The organism is Prauserella shujinwangii (genome assembly GCF_003001955.1).
Lineage (GTDB): Bacteria > Actinomycetota > Actinomycetes > Mycobacteriales > Pseudonocardiaceae > Qaidamihabitans > Qaidamihabitans shujinwangii.
Map to the genome: position 1 here is coordinate 415,766 of NZ_PVNH01000005.1, position 20,968 is coordinate 436,733.

The window sequence follows — 20,968 nt, forward strand, 5'->3', positions numbered from 1 at the left end:
AGGGGACGACATGACCGACCGTTACCGGAAACCGCGCCGGATCGCCGCCTACGCGGCGGTCGCGGGTACCGTGCCGTATCTCGCGCTCAAGCTCAGCTGGCTCTCGGGTGGCAGCCTCGGCCTGCGCGACCCCGAGCTCGTGGACACCACGGCGATGTACGTCGCCAACGCCGTCACCGGCGGCATGGACCTCGTGGCGCTCCTGCTCGCGTTCGCGTTCGCCCAGGACTGGGGGCGGCGGCTGCCCGGGTGGCTGGTGCTGTTCCCGATGTGGGTGGGCACCGGCTTCCTGCTGCCGATCGCGCTCGGCATCCCGGTGATCGGCGTGGAGCTGGGCGGGGGTGCGGCTGAGGCGGCGCTGGCCGGGTGGGTGCGCCCGCTCGTGTACGGCGGGTTCGCCTGGCAGGGCTGCACGTTGCTCACCGCGTTCGTGCTGTACGCGCTGGACAGGTGGGAGCCGCTTTTCGCCCGGCGGACCGCGCCGGGTCCGGTCGGCGTCTCCGGCATCGCCGGGGCGGCCATGGCGGTGGGCACCGGCGGCACGCAGCTGGTGTGGGCGGTGACCGGGACCGGGAACCTCGCCACCCGCGTGCTGCCCGGGATCGACGCCGCGCTGGCCTTCGGTGCCGTCGTGGGGGTAGTGCTGCTGGCCGGCGGCCGGTTGCGGTTCGCGACACCGCTGGTGTGGGCCGGATCGGCGGACATGTTCGCGTGGGGGTTCTGGGCCGTGTTCTCCGGCGTGCTGATGGGCGAACCGGACGGGCAGGCCGCCGTCGGAGCCCTGCGGATGCTCGGCGGGGTCCTGCTGGCGGTCGCGCTCGCCGGTAAGGCAGCGGACGTAATGCGAAAGCCGCTTTTCACCCGACGCGCGCACGCATGATCCAGGGGTAGCTTCGGTGGGTGCTCACGACCAGGCAGTGGTGGGGCGACGTGGTGCTCACCGTCGTCCTGCTGGCGTTCGTCCTGGTCATCACCACGGTGGCCGCGGGGCAGCAGCCGGAGGCGCGTCCGCTGGACGCCCTCGGCTACGGCTGGCTCGTCGTCGCCGCGCTGCCGCTGGCGCTCCGCAGGCGGTGGCCGCTGCCGGTGTTCGTGGCCACGACGGCGCTGGCGTTGTCCTACTACGCGTCCGGGTACCCGGGCGGGCCCGCGATCGTGGTGCCCGCGGTCGCGCTGTTCACGCTCACCGTGGCGAGAGGGCTGCTGGTCGCGGGCGTGACGTCCGGGGCGGGACTGGTGGCCGCCTACTTCGCGCACGTCGCCGCGGGTTCCGGGTGGCTGCCGGGAGTGGGTGCGGCGGGGTTCGCGACCGGGGTGGTCGCCGTCCTGGGGATCGGCACGGCCGTGCGCAACCGGGGCGACGCCGTCCGGGCGGCGCGGGAACAGGAGGCGGAACACCAGTACCGGCTCGCCGAGCAGGAACGGCTGCGGATCGCCCGTGAGGTGCACGACGTGGTGGCCCACAGCCTCGCGATGATCAACGTGCAGGCGGGCGTGGCCGCGCACGTCGCCGACCGCAGGCCGGAGGAGGCCGTCCGGGCGCTGCGGGAGATCAAGGAGGCGAGCGCGACGGCGCTGGCCGACCTGCGGGCGACGCTGGCCGTGTTGCGGACCGGGCAGAGCCGGGCTCCCGCGCCGAGCCTGCGGCAGCTCGACGAACTGGTCGAGCACGCGCGGGCGGCGGGGCTCGAGGTGCGGCTGCGCGGGCGGCCCGGCGAACTGCCCGCGCCGGTCGACGCGGCGGCCTACCGGATCCTGCAGGAGGCGCTCACCAACGTCGTCCGGCACGCGACCAGGGCGGGCCAGGTCGAGGTGCGGTTCTGGCGAAGGGACGGCCGGCTGGAGATCGTCGTGCACGACGACGGCATGGGGGCCGTCGAACCGAAGGTGGGCAACGGGTTGCGGGGCATGCGCGAACGCGCCGAGGCACTCGGCGGTGAGCTGGACGCTGGGCCCGCGGAGCGGGGTTTCCGGGTGCGGGCGGTGCTCCCGGTGGCCGAGGCGGGGTGAGTGACATGGTGGTTCGCGTGGTGCTCGCCGACGACCAGGCGCTGGTGCGGGCAGGCTTCCGGGTGCTGCTGGAGACCGAGGACGGGTTCGATGTCGTGGCCGAGGCAGGCGACGGCGAGGAGGCGGTGGCGCTCGCGCGGCGGCACCGGCCGGACATCGTGGTGATGGACGTGCGGATGCCGGGTGTGGACGGGCTGGCGGCGACCCGGCGGATCACGGACGACCCGGAACTGACCGAGGTTCGCGTGCTCGTGCTCACCACGTTCGACCTGGACGAGTACGTCTACGAGGCGCTGCGGGCGGGCGCGAGCGGGTTCCTGCTGAAGGACACCGATCCGGTCGAGCTGCTGCGGGCGCTGCGGGTGGTGGCGGACGGCGAGGCGTTGCTGGCGCCATCGGTGACCCGCAGGCTCATCGCGGAGTTCGTGGCGCGGCCGGAGAACCGGCGCATCGACGCGAGCAGGCTCGGCGAGCTCACCGGCCGGGAACGCGAGGTGCTCGCGCTGGTGGCAGGCGGCCTGTCCAACGACGAGATCGCGGACGAGCTGGTGATCTCGACCGCGACGGCGCGCACGCACGTCAGCCGGATCATGACCAAGCTGGCCGCCCGCGACCGGGCGCAGCTCGTGGTGCTGGCCTACGAGTCGGGGCTGGTCAGGCCGGCCGGGTGACGCGGGTCAGCGCAGCCCGCGCCGGGCCCGCGTCAGGCTGCGGGTCACGCGCACGACGAACACGAGCGCGACCACCGCGACGAAGGCGATCTGGAGCCACATGCCGTCCTCCCTTCGGGAGCCGATGCTCCATTCGAGGGGCGCGGCAGTGGGGGACGAGGTTGCCCGACACGCCCGATTCACTCGTGCGTGTCGGGTGAGCGACCTCAGGACTCGCGGTACGTCGGTGGCGCGTGCTCGATCTGGTCACCCAGCAGCGACTCGAACGTCTGCTGCACGTCGTTCTTGTCCGGACCGTAGACCTCGACGATCACCACGCGCTTGTAGAGCACGTAGACGGCCCGGAAGACACTGTCCGACTCGTCACTGGCGGCACCGAAGACTTGCACCCCCTGCAGCGAGAGCTCCGGGGCCGCCGGAATACCACCCTCCTGCTGGACGACCGCGTACTGCTGCGCCACCTCGATGGCCGCGTTCTCGTCGGAGACCTCGAGCGAGTACAGGCCGATGGTGGAATCGCCATCCTTCGACGCCTTGAGCAGGCCCTCGTTCAGATCACCGTCTTCGAGCGCCGCGATCACCGGTTCGGCGAGGAGCTTGTTCTCCCGCAGGGTGGCGAGGTCGAAGGCGCCACCACCGTCCCGGGTCTGGCCAGGAGGGTCGATGAGTGCCGCGTCGTTGTCGCTGGGCACCGCCTTGGTGGGAGGAGGCTCCGGCAGAGCGCTGCTGGACGGGCTGGGTGCGGCCTGTGATTGCTGGCTGGGTTGCGGTCCGGGGCCTGCCTGGTTCTCACCGTCGCCCTTGATGAACAGGAACCAGACCAGCACGCTCAACCCGGCCACGATTACCACGCCGAGGACGGAGAAGAGCACTTTCCGGCCGCTGCCTGAGGTCGACGTGGTCTCGAAGGTCTCGGGACCCTGGCTCACCCAGTCGGTGTGCGTCTGCGGGGCGATCGGAGGAAAGTCGGTACCGCCCCAGGGGGGACTTGGGTCGTCCTGCGGTGCGTTCCACGGCTGTTGACCCGGCTGCGCGAATCCGGCAGGAGGGGAGCCTGCGTAGGACGAATGCGGCTGGGGGAAGCCGCCCGCGGGCGACGAATGCGGCGCTTGGGTCTGCCAGTTGGGCACGACCTGGGTGCGCTCACCGCCCGCGTCACCCGGAGGCACGGCCTGCGTGGCCTCGTTCTGCTGGTACTGACCTTGCTGCTGGGATGCGCCGGGCTGCCCGGATACCGGCTCGATCACCTGTGTCGACTCCGCGTTGCCGGTGCCTTGCGGTTGCTGCTCCGCTGGTGCCACGGCAGAAGACAGGACCTGGTCTCGGCGAGTCCGGTACTCGTCGGCAGACAGGCGGCCGGACGCGAGTTCCTCGTCCAGCTTGCGCAATTCTTCCTGCCAGGTCACCCCCGGCCCCCCTTCGGGACAGTTTCATGCATTCTCGAGCGGCCTCCCGCACCCCGGCCACTGCGAAACCCAGCACATTGTGCACCGCGTCGACCGGGGTGCCGTCGTCGACCACCCGATGGGAACTTACTGGGTCTCCATCGGGTGCCGAGCGCTCTGTGTCCTTCGAGCGACTGTTGACACCCTGTTGTTACCTTGGGTTGCGCGCCAGGACGTCCGCGATCCGACCGATGACGTCGTCTCGCAGCAGTGCGCTCCCGCCGCCGGCCACGATCCGTTCCACGAACTCGACCACGACGACGTCCCGATCCACGAGCATGTCGGCGAGCCGGTCCGGCGACGCTTCGGCGACCGTGTCGACGTGCGCGATCATGAGATCGGGCACGGCCGCCGCCAGGAAGGGCGTCGCGAACTGCGTGAACGAGTCCGCGATCACCCCGACGCTGTCCTCCGTGGTTCCGGTCGTCCCCTGCAGGCTGGGCTGGCGCACGCGGAGGGGTGTGCGGAAGTCGCTCGCGATGTAGCGGGTGCGGTCGGCACTGCCGTCAGGGGCAAGTGCATAGGTGTGCAGCCGTCGCTCGCCGGACTGGCCGAGCAGGACGAGCAGGTCGGCTGGCCATGGGCGGAATCCGCTGGCCGACACTTTCCAGCTGGACGTACTGCCGGGCTCGATTCGTTCCAGGACGGCCTTGGTCATCGTCAACCCGCCCGCGAACGTCCAGTGGGAGTCGCGAGGGTCGTAGAGCGGTCGGCCCAGCCTGGCGGCGCTTTCGGCCAGCGCGGGCCGGAGGTCGATGGCACCGGCTTCCGTGGGGATCCGCTGCCAGAACGCGCGTGCCCGCCGTTGGGAGCAGTCCTTGCCGACGTAGTCGTCGGGCAGGTGCTCGGGTACGACCGTCGACTTGTCCGGGGCCACCACCAGCTCGAACCGGCGCCCCGAGGACTCGACCGCGCGCCTCAGTTCGTTGAGGGCGGCGACGACCTGATCGACATCCATGGCCGCCAGGCACTTGCCGGTGATGTCTTCGCCCAGGTAGAGCCAGCCGTTCTTGCCGGTGATCACCTTGGGGAACAACTCGGCGGGCGGTATGTCACTCGGTTGGTCCTGGTGTGGACTCACGCCGACAGTGCCGCCGCGGCTTTGGGTTCCCGCAGCCGGCGGATCGCCGAAGACACCTGTGCTGATGCCGCTCGCCGCGCGGATGCCTGCCTCCCGCAGCGGCAGGTGGTCGGTCGCCCACTTCGAGAGCCCGGTGAAGAATGACCAGCCGGACCCCGGGTCGGGGAACTCGTGCAGGGCCCGGTTCTCGAAAGGTTCGGGCCGGGCGCCGAGAACGAACGCGATCGCGGGGGCAAGGAAGAAAGCGAGAGCGCAGGTCAACGCGGTCCGCTGGCGTGGACTGTGCCGCGGCCGGTAGAGATTGTGCTCGTTCGGCAACCACGACTCGGGAGTCGGCGGAAGCGCGTTCTCGGCCGGTGGCCGAGGGCCGACAGGGGGAGGCACGTGCGTATCGTAGCGGCCGCGATACGGGCCTATGGCCAGTTCGGGCAATCGTCCGGCCGAAGCGTGTTCCCGGGAGGCGCGAGGAATGGAACTGGGGTGGCGTGTGGACTACGCGGAGCGGATCGCCGCGGAGCATGCGACGTTCGGCGACCAGGAGGACCTGCACGGGGACCTGCCCGAGTCGGCGCATTTCTGGTCCGAGCGGTTCATGTTGCCGAAGTTGAACGCGCTCGGAGTGACGAGCGTCGAGCAGCTCATCGTCGACGAGATCGGGCGTCGTGCGGTCGGGTCGCCCGGTGACGTCGTCGTGCTGTCCCTGGGAAGCGGGAACGGCGACCTCGAACTCGGCTGGTTGCGCTCGCTGGCCGACCGTGGTGTGACCAATGTGCGGATGCGTCTTCTCGAGTTCAATCCCCGGATGCAGGAGCGCGCCGCGCAGGCCGCCGACCGGCTGGGTCTTTCGGACCGAGTGGAACTCGTGGTGGCCGACTTCAACACCTGGCGGGCGGATGCCCGGCACGATGTCGTCGTCGCGTTCGAGGCGCTGCACCACGTCGTCGACCTGGAACACCTGTACGGCCAGATCCGCGACAGCCTGACGGTCGACGGCGTTGTCGTGGTCCACGACATGATTGGACGAAACGGGCATCGGCGTTGGCCGGAGGCGCTCGAAGTCATCGAACGGATCTGGGCGACCCTGCCTCCGGAACTCCGGCGGAACTCGATCACCGGGGAGGTCGACGACCACTACGACGATCTCGACTGCGCTGTCGACGGTTTCGAGGGGATCAGGGCGCAGGATGTCCTGCCCGTCCTGCTCGACCACCTGCACCCGAGCCTTTTCCTGGCGTGCGGCAACGTGATTGATCCGTTCGTCGAGCGGATCTACGGCCACAACTTCGACATGGAGAGCGCGGCGCACCGGGATCTGATCGAGCGGATCGGAACGCTCGACGACGCGCTGATCGACCTCGGTGTCGTGACCCCGACCCGGCTGACGGCGCTCTTCCACCGGGAGCCACATCGGTTGCGCGTACACGGCATGAGGACGCCCGAGCGCTGCATTCGGCGCACCTCAGTGATCGACCCCGCCGGTCGCGTGTCGTTCGACCCGCACGTGGCCGACAGGTCGCGGATCGTTCAGGGCGCCGGTGTCGCAGTGGGGAGGACCAACGGCATCTTCGACGATCAGTGGGTGGGCCGCAGCGCGGAGATCGTCGTGTTCCCGACCGCGGATGTCGGCCGCCTCGAGCTGACGACCTACCTTCCGGACTGGATGCCGAGGACGGGAAACCTCACCATTGAGGTCGATGGCGAGTCCGTCGGCACGGTCGAGCCGAAGTACGGCCTGTGCACGAACAACGTTCCGGTCGATCTGCCCGCCCGCCGTGTCCGGCGGCTCGCTCTCCTCGCCGACTGGAGCGTCAACCAGGACTCGGCCGGCCTCGGGCAGGACCGGCGGACGCTGTCCTATGTTCTGACCTGCGTCGCGTTCCGGGAAAAATGAACCGCGGCAGCCCATGCCGCGGTGAGCCGCTACTGTGCCCGGCATGAGTACGGGTGCCTCGCACGAGCGGCTGATCGAGTGGACGGGCGAGCGGTGTGTGCCGTGGGCGGACGACCTGCAAGTGATCTACGAGCACTACCATCGGTACGCGTTCGCACTGCGCTATACCGCCGGTAAGCGGGTACTCGACCTGGCGAGTGGTGAGGGTTTCGGTGCTGCTCTCCTCGCCACCGGAGCCGCCGAGGTGGTCGGTATCGACATCGATCCGGTGACGGTGGAGCACGCCCGCCGTCGCTATCCGCTTCCGAACCTCCGGTTCGACGCCGGTTCGATCGTGGATCCGGACGCACTCGGTGCGGACGAGCCGTTCGACGTCATCACCTGTTTCGAGGCGATCGAACATGTCGAGGAACACGACAGCTTCATGCGGCTCGTGCGGAACCGGCTCGCACCCGGTGGGGTGCTGCTGTGCAGCACGCCGGACACCGACGTCTACACCCATGACCACGGCAACGAGAACCCGTACCATGTCCGCGAGTTGTCGGAGGAGGCGTTCCGGCAGCTCCTCGCCAGCGACTTCGCGCACGTCGCGATACTCCGGCAGAACGTCGCGGTCGGCTCCGTGATCCACGATGGTTCAGCCGGCACGGAGACGCATACGCTGCGACGAGCTGACGAGGACACCTGGGCGGTCGAGCCGGGGGCCCCGCACACCTACCTGCTGGGAATCGCGTCTGCGGAGCCGTTCGAGGTCCCGGCGATGTCCGCACTGCTCGACCCGCAGCTCTCCCTTGTCGCGCGGGCGGTGGAAGCCGGTCGCCGCGCCGAGGCCGCCGACCAGTGGGAAGCCGCCGCCGAGCTGGCGGAACGCCTCCGCCGTGCTTCGGAAGGCGAGCACCGCGCGACAACAGAGCTCCGGGAGGTGCGGGACCGGGAGCGGCAAGCTGTCGAGGAGCGGGATTCGGCCGTCGATGCCGTGCGCGGGATGCGCGCGGAGCTGGACAACGCGGTCAGCGAGGTCGACCGGCTGCGAACGAGGGCCGACCACGACACCGCCCGGTTGAACTGGCTTTCGGAGAAGAACACCGCGCTGCGGCAAGCTGTACACGAGTTCGCGACCGAGAATTCACGACTGCGTGCCGAGCATTCGGCACTGGCGCAGCGCCTCGTCGGTCGTTACCGCACCACGGTGGAACGGCTGGCGCCCAGAGGCACCAGACGACGTGACCTCTATGAGACGGCGATGGGCCGGTCCGAGGTGCAGCCGGCCCCGGAAATTCCGGGCCCGGTCGCGGTCACGACGAGCGAACACCCGCTCGTCACGGTCGTGATACCCACCTACGGCAACTGGCCGTTCACCCGGCGGTGCCTCGAGTCGATCGAGATCCACCAGCCCGTGACGCCGTTCGAGGTAATCGTGGTCGACGACTCGTCGGCCGACGGCTCCGCCGAAATCGTCGCGCAGTGTGCTGGGGTGCGGTTGGTGCGCACCCCGAGAAACCTGGGATTCGTCGGTGCCTGCAACCACGGTGCCTCGTACGCGCGCGGCGACCTGCTCTTCTTTCTGAACAACGACACCGAGGTCCAGCCAGGCTGGCTGGACACTCTGGTCCGGGTCAGCGAGGACAGGCCCGATGTCGGCCTCGTCGGTTCGAAACTGGTCTATCCGGACGGCCGTCTGCAGGAATGCGGTGGGATCGTGTGGTCCGACGGTACCGGCTGGAACTACGGCCGTGGCCAGTCACCGGACGACCCGCGCTACAGGTCCCTGCGCGATGTGGACTACTGCTCGGGGGCGGCGTTGCTGGTCCGGCGCAGCCTCTTCGAACAGATCGGCGGATTCGACGAACGTTACGCGCCCGCGTACTACGAGGACACCGATCTCGCCTTCGCGGTACGAGCACGCGGATATCGCACGGTCGTGCAACCCGAGTCGGTGGTCGTGCATCACGAGGGTGTATCCAACGGCACCGACGTCGCGTCTGGGATCAAACGGCACCAAGAGCTCAACCGCGGTGTCTTCGCCGACAAGTGGGCTGATGCCCTGTCGGAACACCTTCCGGAAGCGAGCCCGCTCAACGTCTGGCTGACAGGCACCGGCACGGCGAACGGCCACCGCGGTGGCTTTGTGCTCGTCGCGGATCACCAGGTGCCCCGGCCAGACCACGACTCCGGTTCGGTGCGCATGACGCGGATTCTCCGCCTGCTCGCCGAAGGAAAGCAGCGGGTGGTGTTCTTCCCCATGAACGGGGCGGTACCGGAACCGTACTCGTCGGAGCTGTACCGTGCGGGGATCACGGTGGTGCCGGGGCAGGAGCAGCAAGCCGAGTTCCTCCGCGACGCCGGTGAGGAAGTCCGTCTTGCCTTGCTCTCCCGCCCCCAGGTGGCCTGGCAGTTGCTCGAGCAGATCCGCGAGTTTGCGCCACGGTGCCTCGTCGCGTACGACACCGTCGATCTGCACTTCCTGCGACTGGAACGGCAGGCCGGCGTGGCGGCGGAGCTGGGAGTGGAAGACGAACAGCAGCGGCTGCTCAAGCGTGCCCACGCCCTGCGCCAGTTGGAGCTCGGACTGGTCAGGACTGCCGACGTCACGTTGACCGTCTCGGATGTCGAGCAGCGGCTGTTGAACGAGCTGGTCCCGGCCGCGGACGTCCGGGTGCTGTCGAACATCCACGACACCGAGTTGTCCTCATCTGACGTCGGGGGGCGGTCCGGGATCCTGTTCGTCGGCGGGTTCGACCACATTCCCAATCGGGACGCGGCCGACTGGCTCGCCGGGGAGATCATGCCGCTGATCAGGGAGGTGTTTCCGGAGGAAACCGCGCACATCGTCGGCAGCAATCCGCCGCCGGAGACGCTCGCGCTGGCCGAAGAGAACGTCGTCGTGCACGGCTGGGTGGAGGATCTGACAGCTCTGTACCGCGACGTCCGCGTCGTGGTGGCGCCGTTGCGGTTCGGTGCCGGTGTCAAGGGCAAGGTCGGCGAAGCCCTCGCCCGCGGCGTTCCGGTGGTCGCCACGTCCGTCGCCGTCGAGGGCATGTGCCTGACCGACGGCAAGGACGTGCTGGTGGCCGACACGAATGCCGACTTCGCCAAGCAAGTCGTCACGCTACTCCAGGATGACGACCTCTGGCGAAAGCTGTCCGAAGCCGGCAAAGCCGCGGTCAGCAGGCGGTTTGGTCCCGAAGTCGCCGGCAGGACTCTTGCCGAGCTACTGGAACGGACGCACCGGCACTAGGCGGAACAGTCGGGGGGAAAGGTGGGAGGAGCCCACAGCAAGCGATCGACAACGCTCAAGAGTCATGCCGATCCGAACACCGGATTCGCATGGCTGCGGCTCGTTGGCGCCACGATCGTCGTCATCGACCACAGCGCTCCTCTGGTGCACCCGGAACGACTGACCGTGTTTCCGGAGAGCTGGCGGATGTCGCCCGGCTATCTCGCCCTCATGGCCTTCTTCGCCATGAGCGGTTACCAGATCAGCGACAGCTGGGAGCGGGACCCCTCATGGTGGCGGTTCTCCGCCCGGAGGCTGCTGCGGATCCTTCCGCCACTGTTGGTTGTCGTTCTCTGCACGGTGTTCGTCATCGGACCGCTGTGTACCATGCTGACGGTTCCCGGGTACTTCTCCCATCCGCAGACCTGGGACTACCTCGTCGGCACGTCGTCGCTGTTCTTCCTGCAGCATGCCCTGCCCGGGGTCTTCGCGGGCAATCCCTACCCGTGGTCGGTCAACGGGTCTCTGTGGACGTTGCCGATGGAGTTCGTGGGCTATGTGGTGGTCCTGCTGGTGGGTGTGCTCGTCGCGGCCGGTTCGAGCCGGCTGATCCTGTTCGTCCTGCTGGCGGGCCTCGTGCTGCTGGACAGCCACTCGCGGGCCACGTTCGGGTATCACGGCGACGCCGGGTCCCTGTTCGAGATTCCGGTGGGATCGCTCGTCGCGTTTCTCGTTCCCTTCGTGCTGGGAATGGTGATGCACACTTTCCGCCGGAACATCCCGCTGCGGCCCTGGCTGGCCTGCACGCTGCTCGGTGTATGGCTTGCGGCGCATTGGACGCCACTCGACCGCTATCTGCTCGCCGTGATGGCAAGCTATGGAGCGATTGTGCTGGCGCACCACTGGCCACGGCGGTGGGAAGTGGACGGTCGGCTCGTCTACGGCAGCTACGGGATGTACATCTGGGCCTTCCCGGTGCAGCAATTGATCATCCTGGCCGGTGTGGACAACCAATGGTGGCTCATGGCTATGGCGGTGCCTGCGGCATACCTTTGCGGTGTCGTCTCGTGGTGCCTCGTGGAGGAGCCCACGCAGCGGCTACGCCGCCACCTGAAGGGGCGTTCGGTCTTCGACCAGCCCACGGTCCGGTTCACGCCGGTGGCAGCGCCACGTGCAGAGCGGCGATCGTTTCGGCCGACAGCCGGTTGAGCACGGCGATGTCGCCGCCGGGCGGTTGGGACACCCAGACGTTGACGACGGCGTTGTCCGCGGCGTACCAGGTGCCGCTGAGCCTGCGACCCGCCAGTTCGCCGGTCAGTGTCTGACTCTGCCTGTGCAGGGTGAAGCCCGACTGCCGGGACACCGTTCTCATGCGTTCGGCCAGCCGTTTCGCCTCGCTACCGTCTTCCATCGGGAGGACCAGGACGAAGTAGGCGTCCTCGCCGTCGGTCGACGCCCGGTGCACGACCTCGTGGACATCGAAGTCGTGGAAGATCTTCGCGAACTCGCGCGGGTACAGCCCCAGGTCGACCCCGGTGTCGACGGACATCGTGGAGTCGTCCGGGCTCGGCGTGCCGGGGAGCGCGGGCAGGCGGTCCTCGAGGGCGGTCTCGGACGCGGCCGACGGGGTGGCCGCCGTGGTGGTGGCCGGGCCGGAAGGGGTCCCTCCGCTCTGGCCGAGCCACCAGGCGCCGCCGACGATCATGCCGAGCACCAGCAGGACGCCGAGCGCGAGGAACAGCCACGTCGGCCTGCGGCCGCGGTCGGACGACGGTGGCCGCGGTGGGGTGGGTGGCGGGGGAGGTCCGCCACCGGGCGGCGGGACCGGGCGCATCGGCATGGTGAGCTCCGCCCGCGGCGTCCGGGTCACGTCCGGGTACGGCAGGGACTCGGTGGGCCGCTCGTCCGCGGGGCTCGGGGCGGTGGTCGGCTTGCCGTTGGCGAGCAGCCTGGCGGAGATCGACTGCTGGGGCTGAACGGGTGGTTCCGGCTGCCGGGGCTGGGCGGGCGGCTGCTCGCTGGTGCCGGTCGCGGGGTTCTCGGACTGCCACGACGACCCGCGGGGCCGTTCGTCCTGCCGGGTGGCGCGGCGGCTGGGCACGGGAAAGCCGGACTCGATGGCGAGGATCTCCTCACGCTGCCGCCGGTGCTGGTCGTGAGTGATGCGCCCCGCGGCCAGTTCGGCGTCCAGGCGGCGCAACTCGTCCTGCCACGTCATGACGACCCCCTGACCACATGGTGCCCCGGTAGGGCTCGTACACAGTATTGCGTCACCCGGCGGAGTGGTTCCGAGTCGGTAGAGTTGGAGTATGTCGTTGTTCGGTCGAGACAAGACGCGCCTGGTGTCCGCCGATGAGGCCCTGCCGGGACGTGCCGAACCGCTCGTGGTCCCCGAGCGGCACGCCGTCCACCCGGACCGGCGGATCAAGCCGCCGTTCCCGGAGGGGACGCGCACGGCCGTGTTCGGGCTCGGCTGCTTCTGGGGCGCGGAGCGGCTGTTCTGGCAGACGCCCGGCGTCCACTCGACGGCCGTCGGCTACGCGGGCGGGCACACCCCGAACCCGACGTACGAGGAGGTGTGCACCGGGCGCACCGGGCACACCGAGGCGGTGCTGGTCGTGTACGACCCCGCCCAGGTGTCCTACGAGACGCTGCTGAAGGTGTTCTGGGAGGGCCACGACCCCACGCAGGGCATGCGGCAGGGCAACGACGTCGGCACCCAGTACCGCTCCGCGGTCTACTACGCCGACGACGAGCAGCGTGCCCAGGCCGAGGCGTCGCGCGAGGCCTTCCAGCGGGCGCTGCGCGCGGCCGGGCACGGTGCGATCACCACGGAGCTCGCACCGCTCGGCGAGTTCTACTACGCCGAGGACTACCACCAGCAGTACCTGTACAAGGTGCCGAACGGCTACTGCGGCCTCGGCGGGACCGGTGTCTCCTGCCCGGTCGGGCTGAACGTGCGCGAGTCCTGAGACTTCGAACCGTTATCCAGGATTGAGTAGCGGTACTCACGACAGTGCCGCCGCCGTGCGGAACCGTGGGGACATGACCACGAAACCCACGTCCCCCGCCACGACCTCGGCGTTCTTCGTGCAGGCCGCCATCTCGTTCGGGATCGCGCTGGTGACCGTCACCGTCGGCATCGTCTACCTGCCGGTGGACGGCTGGGTGCGCGGTTTCCTCGCCCTCGGCCTGCTGTACACGGTGACGTCGGCGTTCACGCTCGCCAAGTGCGTCCGCGACCGGCAGGAGAACACCTACCTGCTGAGCCGTGTCGACCAGGCCAGACTCGACAAGCTGCTCGCCGAGCACGACCCGTTCCGCTCCGCGGCGACGTGAGCGGCCGGTGGCCCGCCCTCGCGGGGCCACCGGCCGTCGACTCCCCGCCGGGTCAGCGGAAGTTCACGTCGGCGCACGAGTAGAAGGCGTTGCCGGTGTCGGCGATGTCCCACACGGCGAAGATCAGGTGCCGCCCGCTCTTGCCGGACGGGAGCCTGCCGGAGTGGCTGACGGTGAACGGTGGGCGCTGACCACCCATGTTGACGGTCAGGAACGGGGTGAGCTCCAGCTGCGACCGGGTCAGCGGCTGGTTCGGGTTCCACCCGTTCTTGGTGACGAAGTAGCGGAACGACGTGGTCGCGTGCGCGGCCGTGAGCTTCCAGGTGAACGTGAAGTTCTGCCCGCTGTTCATCGGCGTCAGCGGCCACGGCTTGGTCGGGTCATCCAGCTGCGCGAACCGGCTGTTGCCACCCGCGCACAGCGTCCCGTCCGCGGGGCCGGCCGACGGGAAGCCCTTCGGTCCCTCGACGCTCTGCGGCTCCCACTGGATCCCGCCGCAGTCGCTGACGTTGCCCTGGGCGCAGTGCGACGAGCGGCTGGGCGGGTTCTGGGTGTACCCGTGCGCGGACGCCGAACCCTGGAGTACCAGGGGTGCCGCCAGCGGCAGCAGACCCACGGCGGCGACACCGAGTGCGCGGCGGATGCGTTGACGAAGCATCGTTACTCCTCTCGCAGACAGTGTCACCGAGTGTGAGCGATCCCTCGCAGTGGTGTAGACCACTGACCGGACCAATGAGAAGCACCCGATCTTCGTCGCATTGGTCCATACCAGTGGCAAATGGAGTAATACGTTGCGCCATTCGCAACAAAAACGGCGCCCCCGATGAGGGCGCCGTGCGGAAGAGCGGACGACGGGACTCGAACCCGCGACCCTCACCTTGGCAAGGTGATGCGCTACCAACTGCGCTACGTCCGCATGCGCTGCCCTTCCGGGCCGCGCATGGCACAGTCTATACACACGGCTCCCGGACTCCGCGAGCCACCCGGAAGATGGGCTTTTGGTTACGTCGGCCTCGCAAGGGGTGACGCCACCTGGCCTACCTCCGTATGGTGTTCAACGTTCAACCGAAAGGGCTGCAGCTGACCTCGGCCCGGAGGGGGTGCCTGGCTGGATGGACCAAGGGGTCTCGGGATCCGACGAGCCGGCACTGCTGGAACGCCTGCGTGTCGGCGAGGACGCCGCCTTCGGCGAGCTGTTCGAACTCCACGCGGGAGCGGTGCGGCGGCTCGCTCGTGGGCTCGCGTCCGACAGTTCGGAAGCGGACGACATCACCGCGGAGACGTTCTTCCGGGTCTTGCAGGCGCTGCGGCGGGGCAACGGTCCCCGCGACAACGTCCGCGCCTACCTGCTGACCGTCGCGCGCCGGGTGTCGTGGGAGTGGCACGGCTCGCGGCGCGACGTGCCCGTCACCGACGACGAGCTGACCACACGGGCCGGCGCGGGCGGTGACTCCCAGGCGAGCACGGCCGAGGCGACGCTGATCACCCGCGCGTTCTCCAGCCTGCCCGAACGCTGGCGCACCGTGCTCTGGCAGACGGAGGTCGAGGGCGAGCAGCCCGCCGTCGTCGCGCCCCACTTCGGGCTCAGCGCCAACGCCACGGCCGCACTCGCCAGGCGGGCCCGGCTCGGCCTGCGCGCCGCCTACCTGCAGGCCCACCTGGCGGTGAACCGCAGCTCCGACGGCTGCCGCACGGTGATGGAGAAGCTGGGCGGCTACACGGCGGGCAGCGTCACCGGCGCGGAGGCCCGCAAGATCCAGGCCCACCTCGGCACGTGCTCCACCTGCCAGTCCACCCACGACGAGCTGCGCCAGGTCTGCTCCTCGCTGCGCGCCCACGCGGACGTCGTGGTGCTGTTCGTGCCCGCCGCGGCGCTCGCGATCGGCGCCACCACCTCAGGCACCCTCGGTGGCGTCGGCGCGGGTACGGCCGGCTCGTCCACGCTGGTGACCGCGGGCACCGGCGGTGCGGGCGGGCTCGCCGTGTCGAGCGGCGCGAGCGGCGTCGCTCTGGCCGTCGGGACCAAGATCAAGGTCGGCTTCGCGATCGCCTCGACGGCTGCCGTGGGTGCGGTCGGCGTCGCCGGACCGGCCTACCAGGGCACCGACCGGACGATCGGGCTGCCCTCGGACGGCAGCGCTGAGCTGCGCATCGCCGCGCCCGCATCCGAGACCGGCACGACCACCGTGCGGTCGCGGGTGGCGGAGATCGTGCACGGCAGCGCGGCTCCCGGCGAGCCAGGGCCGGGGAACGCGAGCGCGCCGCCCGAGCTGCCTCCGCAGGTTGACACGCAGCAGCCCGCGCACCGGTACACCACCCCGCCCGGGATCGAGATCGCGGGCGAGGCCAAGCCCGCGAGGTCGCCGGACGGCACGCAGCTCCCCGGCGTGCACCAGCCACCCGGCCAGAACCGCGACGACAGCGGCAACGGCAACGGCAATGGCAACGGGAACGGCAACGGGAACGGTGGCGGCAACGGGAACGGTGGCGGCAACGGGAACGGCAACGGCGGTGGCAAGCCCCGCATGGACCCGACCACGACCACCGGCAACCCGATGAGCTCCAGCGGCTCGCCGGGCTCGTCCGGGTCCGCCCCGCCCTCGGACACGCCGGGCCGGGGACACGGCAAGCCCACCGGCAAACCGGGGGGCACGGGCAAGCCCACCCCCGAGTCCTCCCCGAAGGTGACGTCGTCGGGCACCGGCCCCGAGCACTCAACCCGCCGGTCCGCGGACGACACCAGCACGTCGCAGGGCGACTGCGGGCACGGCCCGCCGAGCTGGTCACCAGGATGGCGCGGGGACACCGCGGTGTGCGGTGGCTGACCCGTATCGCGGCGGAGGGCCGCACGGTACCGTGGTCGCAGGACGTGCTCGGGTGGTGTGCGGAGGGAAGCGATGAACCGGCTGGTCCGGGCTTCTGACGGCCGGGAATGGGTCGTTCGCGCTCAGATGGAGTGGCGCAGGCCCGCCACGGCGGACGACTTCGAGCACGATGTCGCCGCCAGTTACGGGCCGGGCATCGCCATGGGGATCGTGGCCGCCGTGCTGGCGATCGTCCTGATCGTCTGGATGCCGGACGACGTCCTGATCCCCGCATGGGTACCGTTGGCGGTGCTGCTGGTCGCCCTGTTCTTCCCGCTGCGCTGGGTCCTGCGCAGGCCGTGGACCGTCGTCGCCGAGACCGAGGGCGACGTCACCGGCGAGCGCCCCTCCGAGCGCTGGGTCGGGACCGTGCGGGGTGTCTTCTCCGTCCGCGGCGAGGTCAACAAGATCGCCAAGTCGATCCAGAAGTACGACCTGCCGGACTTCGAGGGTCCGCTGCACCCGGTCGAGTAGCGCGTCATGCCCGAGTTGCCGGAAGTCGAAGCCCTCGCCCACCACCTGCGCGAGCACGCGGTCGGCCGGACGGTGACGAGGGTCGACGTGGCGTCGCTGAGCGTGCTCAAGACCGTGCGCCCGCAGTGGACCGAACTGCACGGCCGCGAGGTGACCGGTGCGGGCAGGCACGGCAAGCATCTCGACCTCGAGTGCGGCGACCTGCACCTGATCGTGCACCTGGCCAGGGCGGGCTGGCTGCGCTGGTCGGACAACCTCTCCGCCGCGCCGCCGAAGCCGGGCCGGGGGCCGCTGGCCCTGCGCGTGCACCTCGGGCAGGGCGGGCCCGGGTTCGACCTCACCGAGGCGGGCACCAAGAAGGGCCTCGCCGTGTGGATCGTGCGAGACCCCGCCGAGGTGTCCAGCATCGCGCGGCTCGGCCCCGACGCGCTGTCCCTGGATCGCACCGCGCTGGGGGAGTTGCTCGCCGGGCGCACGGCACGGCTCAAGACCGTGCTCACGGACCAGTCGGTGCTCGCCGGGATCGGCAACGCGTACTCCGACGAGATCCTGCACACTGCCCGCCTCTCGCCCTACGCCACGCCGGCGAAGCTGCCCGACGAGGCGGTCGACCGGCTCGCCGAGGCGATGCGCGACGTGCTCACCTCCGCCGTGGAGCGGTCGGTCGGGCAGGACGCCGCCCGGCTGAAGGGCGAGAAGCGCTCGGGTCTCCGGGTGCACGGGCGGACCGGCCTGCCCTGCCCCGTGTGCGGCGACACCGTGCGGGAGATCTCGTTCGCCGACAAGTCCTTCCAGTACTGCCCGACCTGCCAGACCGGCGGCAAGCCGCTCGCCGACCGCCGGATGTCCCGCCTGCTCAAATGACGCGTACCGTCGTGGACCGGGTACAGAAAGTGCGGGGCAGACCTTGCGTGGGAGCCCCCGAGCGCCGAGCATTGACGCCGTGTCCGGGCTCCTGACCATGCCAGTCGTCCCGTGGAGCGTCGCGGGAGCGCTGCTGGTCGTGCTGATCGCGGTGCTGCTCCGCGGGCGCAAGCCGAGCGGCGCGGTGGACGACGCCGTGCTCGAAGCGGTCTACGTGATGGCCAAGGCCCCACTCGAACTGCGGGAAGGTCTCGACCAGGCGGCCGCCGACAAGGTGGCCGCGCGGCTGCTGCAGCTGCTCAAGTGCCTCGCCATCGGCATCACCGACGGTGCGGGCACGCTGCTGTCGTGGGACGGTGAGGCCAACGAGCACTATGCCGACCTGGTCGACCCGATCGGCACGTCGATCCGCAAGCACCGGCGCGAGGTCGTCTCCCACGACAAGATGCCGTGCAACCACCGCGGCACCTGCCGCATGCGCACGGCGGTCATCGTCCCGCTGATCGTCGAGGGGCAGACCGAGGCCACGCTGATCGTGGTCGGGCGCACCCGCGGCAAGCGGATCGTGCACATGGCCGACGCGGTCGCCCGGTTCGTCGGCACCCAGCTCGAGGCCGCCCGGCTGGAGGAGACCAAGCACCAGCTGAACCAGGCCGAGATCAAGGCGCTGCGTGCGCAGATCTCCCCGCACTTCGTCTACAACGCGCTGAACACGATCTCCTCGCTCATCCGGACCGACCCGGAGGAGGCGCGGGAGCTGCTGCAGGACTTCGCCGACTTCACGCGCTACTGCTTCCGCACGGAGGGCACGTTCACGACGCTGTCCGACGAGATGCGCAACGTCGACCGCTACCTGACGATCGAGAGCGCGCGCTACGGCTCCCGGCTCAACGTCCGCCTGCGAATCGCGCCCGAGGTGCAGTCGGTGGTGCTGCCGTTCCTGCTCATCCAGCCGCTCGTGGAGAACGCGGTCAAGCACGGCATCGCCAACAAGCCCGGCGGCGGCACCATCACCGTGACCGCGCAGGACTTCGGCACGGAGGCGGAGATCAGCGTCGAGGACGACGGGGTCGGCATGGACCCGGCGCTGCTGGACGGCATGCGCGACTCCCGCAGCAGTGCGCACATCGGTCTTACCGGCATCAACCGGCGGATGAGCCAGGTCTACAAGAACCGCTACTCGCTCATGGTGGAGACCGCGCCGGGCGCGGGCATGAAGGTCACCATGCGGGTGCCGAAGTTCGTCCGCGGTGTCCGCCCGGACATGCTGAACTTCGCCGCCGAGGTACCCGCGCAGAGCCCTCGGCGCGGGACCGCGAGGGCGGGCCTGCCGGACGTCACCCCGAACGCCAGCTGAGCACCGCCGCGCGTCAGTAGGCTGGTCGCATGAACGTGACCGACAAGCTGACCTCCCGGATTCCGAAGATCGGCGACCGTGGCGACCGGAGCGACGTCGTCGCGGTGGTGAAGCTGCACGGCGTGATCAGCCCGCAGCCGTCGCCGCTGGCCAGGAACACCATCAACATCGCCACGATGGAGTCCGCGCTGACCAGGGCCTTCGGTCACGACCGGCTCAGGGCGGTCGCCCTGCTCGTCAACTCGCCCGGCGGCGCCCCGACCCAGTCCGGTCTGGTCGCCGAGCGCATCCGGCAGCTCGCCGACGCCAAGAACGTGCCGGTGCTCGCCTTCGCCGAGGACGTCGCCGCGTCCGGCGGTTACTGGCTCGCCTGCGCGGCCGACGAGATCTACGCGCACCGCACGTCCGTCGTCGGCTCGATCGGCGTGATCAGCGGCGGCTTCGGCTTCCCCGGTCTGCTCGAACGCTTCGGCATCGAGCGCAGGCTGCACACCGCGGGGGAGAACAAGGCACGGCTCGACCCGTTCAGCCCCGAGAAGCCCGAGGACGTCGAGTGGCTGCGCACGCTGCACTCCCAGCTGCACGAGCAGTTCTGCGAGTGGGTTCGGGAGCGCAGGGGTGACCGGCTCGCCGACGGCGAGGAGCTGTTCAACGGTGACGTGTGGCTGGGCAGCAGGGCTGCCGAACTCGGGCTCGTCGACGGCCTCGGCAACCTGCGCGAGGTGATCGGCCGGCGCTACCCGGACGCCGAGATCGTGTTCGCGGAGCCGAAGAAGCCGTTGCTGGCCAGGCTCGGCATCGGGGCACCCGCGGCCGCGTTGCTGGACGCCGTCGAACAACGTGCGCGCTGGGCTCGTTTCGGCGTGTGAGGGCGATTTCCCCGCGGTGGTGTGGACAGACACGCGCGTGGACGGCAAGATGCAGGTCACTGTGAGTGCTCACGAAGACACCAGAAGGCTCCTCGTCCTGGCGGTTGACGATGAGTTACCCGGGCTTGACCAGCTCAAGCACTGCCTGGAGGCGAACCCGGTCGTCGGCAGGGTGGTGCCCGCCGTTGACGCCTCGGAGGCACTGCGCCTGCTCGGGTCCGAGGACGACGAGATCCGGATCCGCAAGGAGCGCGGACTGCCGCCCGTCGACGCGGTGTTCGCCGACATCAACATGCCCGGGCTGTCCGGCATGGAGATGTCGCGGGTGTTCGCCTCGCTGAACCCGGCACCGGTCCTGGTCTTCGTGACCGGGCACGCCACGGAGGCGGTCAACGCGTTCGACCTCGGTGCGGTCGACTACGTCCTCAAGCCGGCCAGGCAGGAACGCATCGACAAGGCCATCGCCAGGGTCATGGAGAAGCTCCAGTCCGCGCCGTTCCGGGAGGTCGCGCCCGTCGAGGACGGCGCCAAGGCCGACGACGAGGTCATCCCCGTCGAGCTCGCGGGCACCACCAAGCTGATCCCGCGCTCGTCGGTGCGCTGGGTGGAGGCGCAGGGCGACTACGCCCGGCTCTACACCAACGAGGGCAGCCACCTCGTCCGCATCCCGCTGGCGCAGCTGGAGGAACGCTGGGAGAAGGCGGGCTTCGTCCGCATCCACCGCTCCTTCCTCGTCTCGCTGCACCTGATCACCGAGCTGCGGATGGGGCAGGGTGGCTACCAGGTCGTCATCGGCAACGAGGAGAAGGTCCTCCCCGTCAGCAGGCGGCACACCCGAGAGCTGAAGGACAGGCTGGTCGGCTCGTCCCGCGCCGGGTAGCCCACG

Annotated in this window: 18 protein-coding genes and 1 tRNA gene; 14 read left to right on the forward strand and 5 right to left on the reverse strand. The window is 69.9% G+C overall.

Features of this window, described 5'->3' with window-relative positions:
* The first annotated feature begins 10 nt into the window (after positions 1–10).
* Genes B0I33_RS14735 through B0I33_RS14745 form a run of 3 tightly spaced genes read left to right on the forward strand, consistent with a single transcriptional unit; the run spans position 11 to position 2,681 of the window.
* The gene (locus tag B0I33_RS14735) at positions 11–880 is read left to right on the forward strand and encodes a hypothetical protein (RefSeq protein ID WP_106179313.1); all 870 of its coding nucleotides are present in this window, start codon (positions 11–13) and stop codon (positions 878–880) included.
* 20 nt (positions 881–900) lie between these two features.
* Positions 901–2,010, forward strand: coding sequence for a sensor histidine kinase (locus tag B0I33_RS14740; RefSeq protein ID WP_245900687.1), 1,110 nt, complete (start codon positions 901–903; stop codon positions 2,008–2,010).
* A gap of 5 nt (positions 2,011–2,015) precedes the next feature.
* A complete protein-coding gene (locus B0I33_RS14745; protein WP_181193292.1) occupies positions 2,016–2,681 on the forward strand; it encodes a response regulator in 666 nt (221 codons plus the stop codon).
* 206 nt (positions 2,682–2,887) lie between these two features.
* Here B0I33_RS14745 and B0I33_RS14750 read toward each other — a convergent pair whose 3' ends face one another.
* Positions 2,888–4,087: a flagellar basal body-associated protein FliL gene (locus B0I33_RS14750; protein WP_106179314.1), complete on the reverse strand. Its 1,200-nt coding sequence runs from the start codon at positions 4,085–4,087 to the stop codon at positions 2,888–2,890.
* A gap of 190 nt (positions 4,088–4,277) precedes the next feature.
* Positions 4,278–5,525, reverse strand: coding sequence for an alginate O-acetyltransferase AlgX-related protein (locus tag B0I33_RS14755; RefSeq protein WP_106179315.1), 1,248 nt, complete (start codon positions 5,523–5,525; stop codon positions 4,278–4,280).
* 151 nt (positions 5,526–5,676) lie between these two features.
* Here B0I33_RS14755 and B0I33_RS14760 point away from each other — a divergent pair, with 151 nt between their 5' ends.
* The 3 genes from B0I33_RS14760 to B0I33_RS14770 are packed head-to-tail and all read left to right on the forward strand — an operon-like array spanning position 5,677 to position 11,524.
* The gene (locus tag B0I33_RS14760; protein ID WP_106179316.1) at positions 5,677–7,098 is read left to right on the forward strand and encodes an SAM-dependent methyltransferase; all 1,422 of its coding nucleotides are present in this window, start codon (positions 5,677–5,679) and stop codon (positions 7,096–7,098) included.
* A gap of 43 nt (positions 7,099–7,141) precedes the next feature.
* Positions 7,142–10,336: a glycosyltransferase gene (locus B0I33_RS14765; protein ID WP_106179317.1), complete on the forward strand. Its 3,195-nt coding sequence runs from the start codon at positions 7,142–7,144 to the stop codon at positions 10,334–10,336.
* Between the two features lie 21 nt (positions 10,337–10,357).
* Complete coding sequence (locus tag B0I33_RS14770) at positions 10,358–11,524, forward strand: acyltransferase family protein (protein ID WP_106179318.1); 1,167 nt, start codon at positions 10,358–10,360, stop codon at positions 11,522–11,524.
* Here B0I33_RS14770 and B0I33_RS14775 read toward each other — a convergent pair.
* Positions 11,466–12,533, reverse strand: coding sequence for a hypothetical protein (locus B0I33_RS14775; protein ID WP_106179319.1), 1,068 nt, complete (start codon positions 12,531–12,533; stop codon positions 11,466–11,468). The genes B0I33_RS14770 and B0I33_RS14775 overlap by 59 nt on opposite strands.
* Positions 12,534–12,624: 91 nt before the next feature.
* Here B0I33_RS14775 and msrA point away from each other — a divergent pair, with 91 nt between their 5' ends.
* Both msrA and B0I33_RS14785 read left to right on the forward strand, forming a co-directional pair.
* Positions 12,625–13,287, forward strand: a complete 663-nt coding sequence (msrA, locus tag B0I33_RS14780; RefSeq protein WP_106179320.1) for a peptide-methionine (S)-S-oxide reductase MsrA — start codon at positions 12,625–12,627, stop codon at positions 13,285–13,287.
* 73 nt (positions 13,288–13,360) lie between these two features.
* Positions 13,361–13,654: a YiaA/YiaB family inner membrane protein gene (locus B0I33_RS14785; protein ID WP_106179321.1), complete on the forward strand. Its 294-nt coding sequence runs from the start codon at positions 13,361–13,363 to the stop codon at positions 13,652–13,654.
* 52 nt (positions 13,655–13,706) lie between these two features.
* Here B0I33_RS14785 and B0I33_RS14790 read toward each other — a convergent pair whose 3' ends face one another.
* Both B0I33_RS14790 and B0I33_RS14795 read right to left on the reverse strand, forming a co-directional pair.
* Positions 13,707–14,312: a lytic polysaccharide monooxygenase auxiliary activity family 9 protein gene (locus tag B0I33_RS14790; protein WP_106179322.1), complete on the reverse strand. Its 606-nt coding sequence runs from the start codon at positions 14,310–14,312 to the stop codon at positions 13,707–13,709.
* Between the two features lie 185 nt (positions 14,313–14,497).
* A tRNA-Gly gene (locus tag B0I33_RS14795) sits at positions 14,498–14,570 on the reverse strand.
* Between the two features lie 196 nt (positions 14,571–14,766).
* Here B0I33_RS14795 and B0I33_RS14800 point away from each other — a divergent pair.
* The 6 genes from B0I33_RS14800 to B0I33_RS14825 all read left to right on the forward strand — a co-directional run bounded on the left by B0I33_RS14800 (position 14,767) and on the right by B0I33_RS14825 (position 20,962).
* Positions 14,767–16,479 carry a sigma-70 family RNA polymerase sigma factor gene (locus B0I33_RS14800; RefSeq protein WP_106179323.1) on the forward strand — a complete coding sequence of 571 codons (1,713 nt, stop codon included), beginning with the start codon at positions 14,767–14,769 and terminating at the stop codon, positions 16,477–16,479.
* 72 nt (positions 16,480–16,551) lie between these two features.
* The gene (locus tag B0I33_RS14805) at positions 16,552–16,992 is read left to right on the forward strand and encodes a DUF983 domain-containing protein (protein WP_106179324.1); all 441 of its coding nucleotides are present in this window, start codon (positions 16,552–16,554) and stop codon (positions 16,990–16,992) included.
* Positions 16,993–16,998: 6 nt separating this feature from the next.
* A complete protein-coding gene (locus tag B0I33_RS14810) occupies positions 16,999–17,856 on the forward strand; it encodes an Fpg/Nei family DNA glycosylase (RefSeq protein ID WP_106179325.1) in 858 nt (285 codons plus the stop codon).
* 70 nt (positions 17,857–17,926) lie between these two features.
* Entirely contained in the window at positions 17,927–19,213 is a 1,287-nt protein-coding gene (locus B0I33_RS14815; RefSeq protein WP_106179447.1) for a histidine kinase, read from the forward strand.
* Positions 19,214–19,242: 29 nt separating this feature from the next.
* Entirely contained in the window at positions 19,243–20,082 is an 840-nt protein-coding gene (locus B0I33_RS14820) for a S49 family peptidase (protein ID WP_106179326.1), read from the forward strand.
* A 49-nt stretch (positions 20,083–20,131) separates the two neighbouring features.
* On the forward strand, positions 20,132–20,962 hold the full coding sequence (locus tag B0I33_RS14825; protein ID WP_106179448.1) for a LytR/AlgR family response regulator transcription factor: 831 nt from the start codon (positions 20,132–20,134) through the stop codon (positions 20,960–20,962).
* Positions 20,963–20,968: the final 6 nt, after the last annotated feature.

Coding starts and splice junctions, on each gene's coding strand:
- B0I33_RS14735 (WP_106179313.1), top strand. CDS start 11: ATGACCGACCGTTACCGGAAACCGCGCCGGATCGCCGCCTACGCGGCG.
- B0I33_RS14745 (WP_181193292.1), top strand. CDS start 2,016: ATGGTGGTTCGCGTGGTGCTCGCCGACGACCAGGCGCTGGTGCGGGCA.
- B0I33_RS14760 (WP_106179316.1), top strand. CDS start 5,677: ATGGAACTGGGGTGGCGTGTGGACTACGCGGAGCGGATCGCCGCGGAG.
- B0I33_RS14765 (WP_106179317.1), top strand. CDS start 7,142: ATGAGTACGGGTGCCTCGCACGAGCGGCTGATCGAGTGGACGGGCGAG.
- B0I33_RS14775 (WP_106179319.1), bottom strand. CDS start 12,533: ATGACGTGGCAGGACGAGTTGCGCCGCCTGGACGCCGAACTGGCCGCG.
- msrA (WP_106179320.1), top strand. CDS start 12,625: ATGTCGTTGTTCGGTCGAGACAAGACGCGCCTGGTGTCCGCCGATGAG.
- B0I33_RS14785 (WP_106179321.1), top strand. CDS start 13,361: ATGACCACGAAACCCACGTCCCCCGCCACGACCTCGGCGTTCTTCGTG.
- B0I33_RS14790 (WP_106179322.1), bottom strand. CDS start 14,312: ATGCTTCGTCAACGCATCCGCCGCGCACTCGGTGTCGCCGCCGTGGGT.
- B0I33_RS14800 (WP_106179323.1), top strand. CDS start 14,767: ATGGACCAAGGGGTCTCGGGATCCGACGAGCCGGCACTGCTGGAACGC.
- B0I33_RS14805 (WP_106179324.1), top strand. CDS start 16,552: ATGAACCGGCTGGTCCGGGCTTCTGACGGCCGGGAATGGGTCGTTCGC.
- B0I33_RS14810 (WP_106179325.1), top strand. CDS start 16,999: ATGCCCGAGTTGCCGGAAGTCGAAGCCCTCGCCCACCACCTGCGCGAG.
- B0I33_RS14820 (WP_106179326.1), top strand. CDS start 19,243: ATGAACGTGACCGACAAGCTGACCTCCCGGATTCCGAAGATCGGCGAC.
- B0I33_RS14825 (WP_106179448.1), top strand. CDS start 20,132: ATGCAGGTCACTGTGAGTGCTCACGAAGACACCAGAAGGCTCCTCGTC.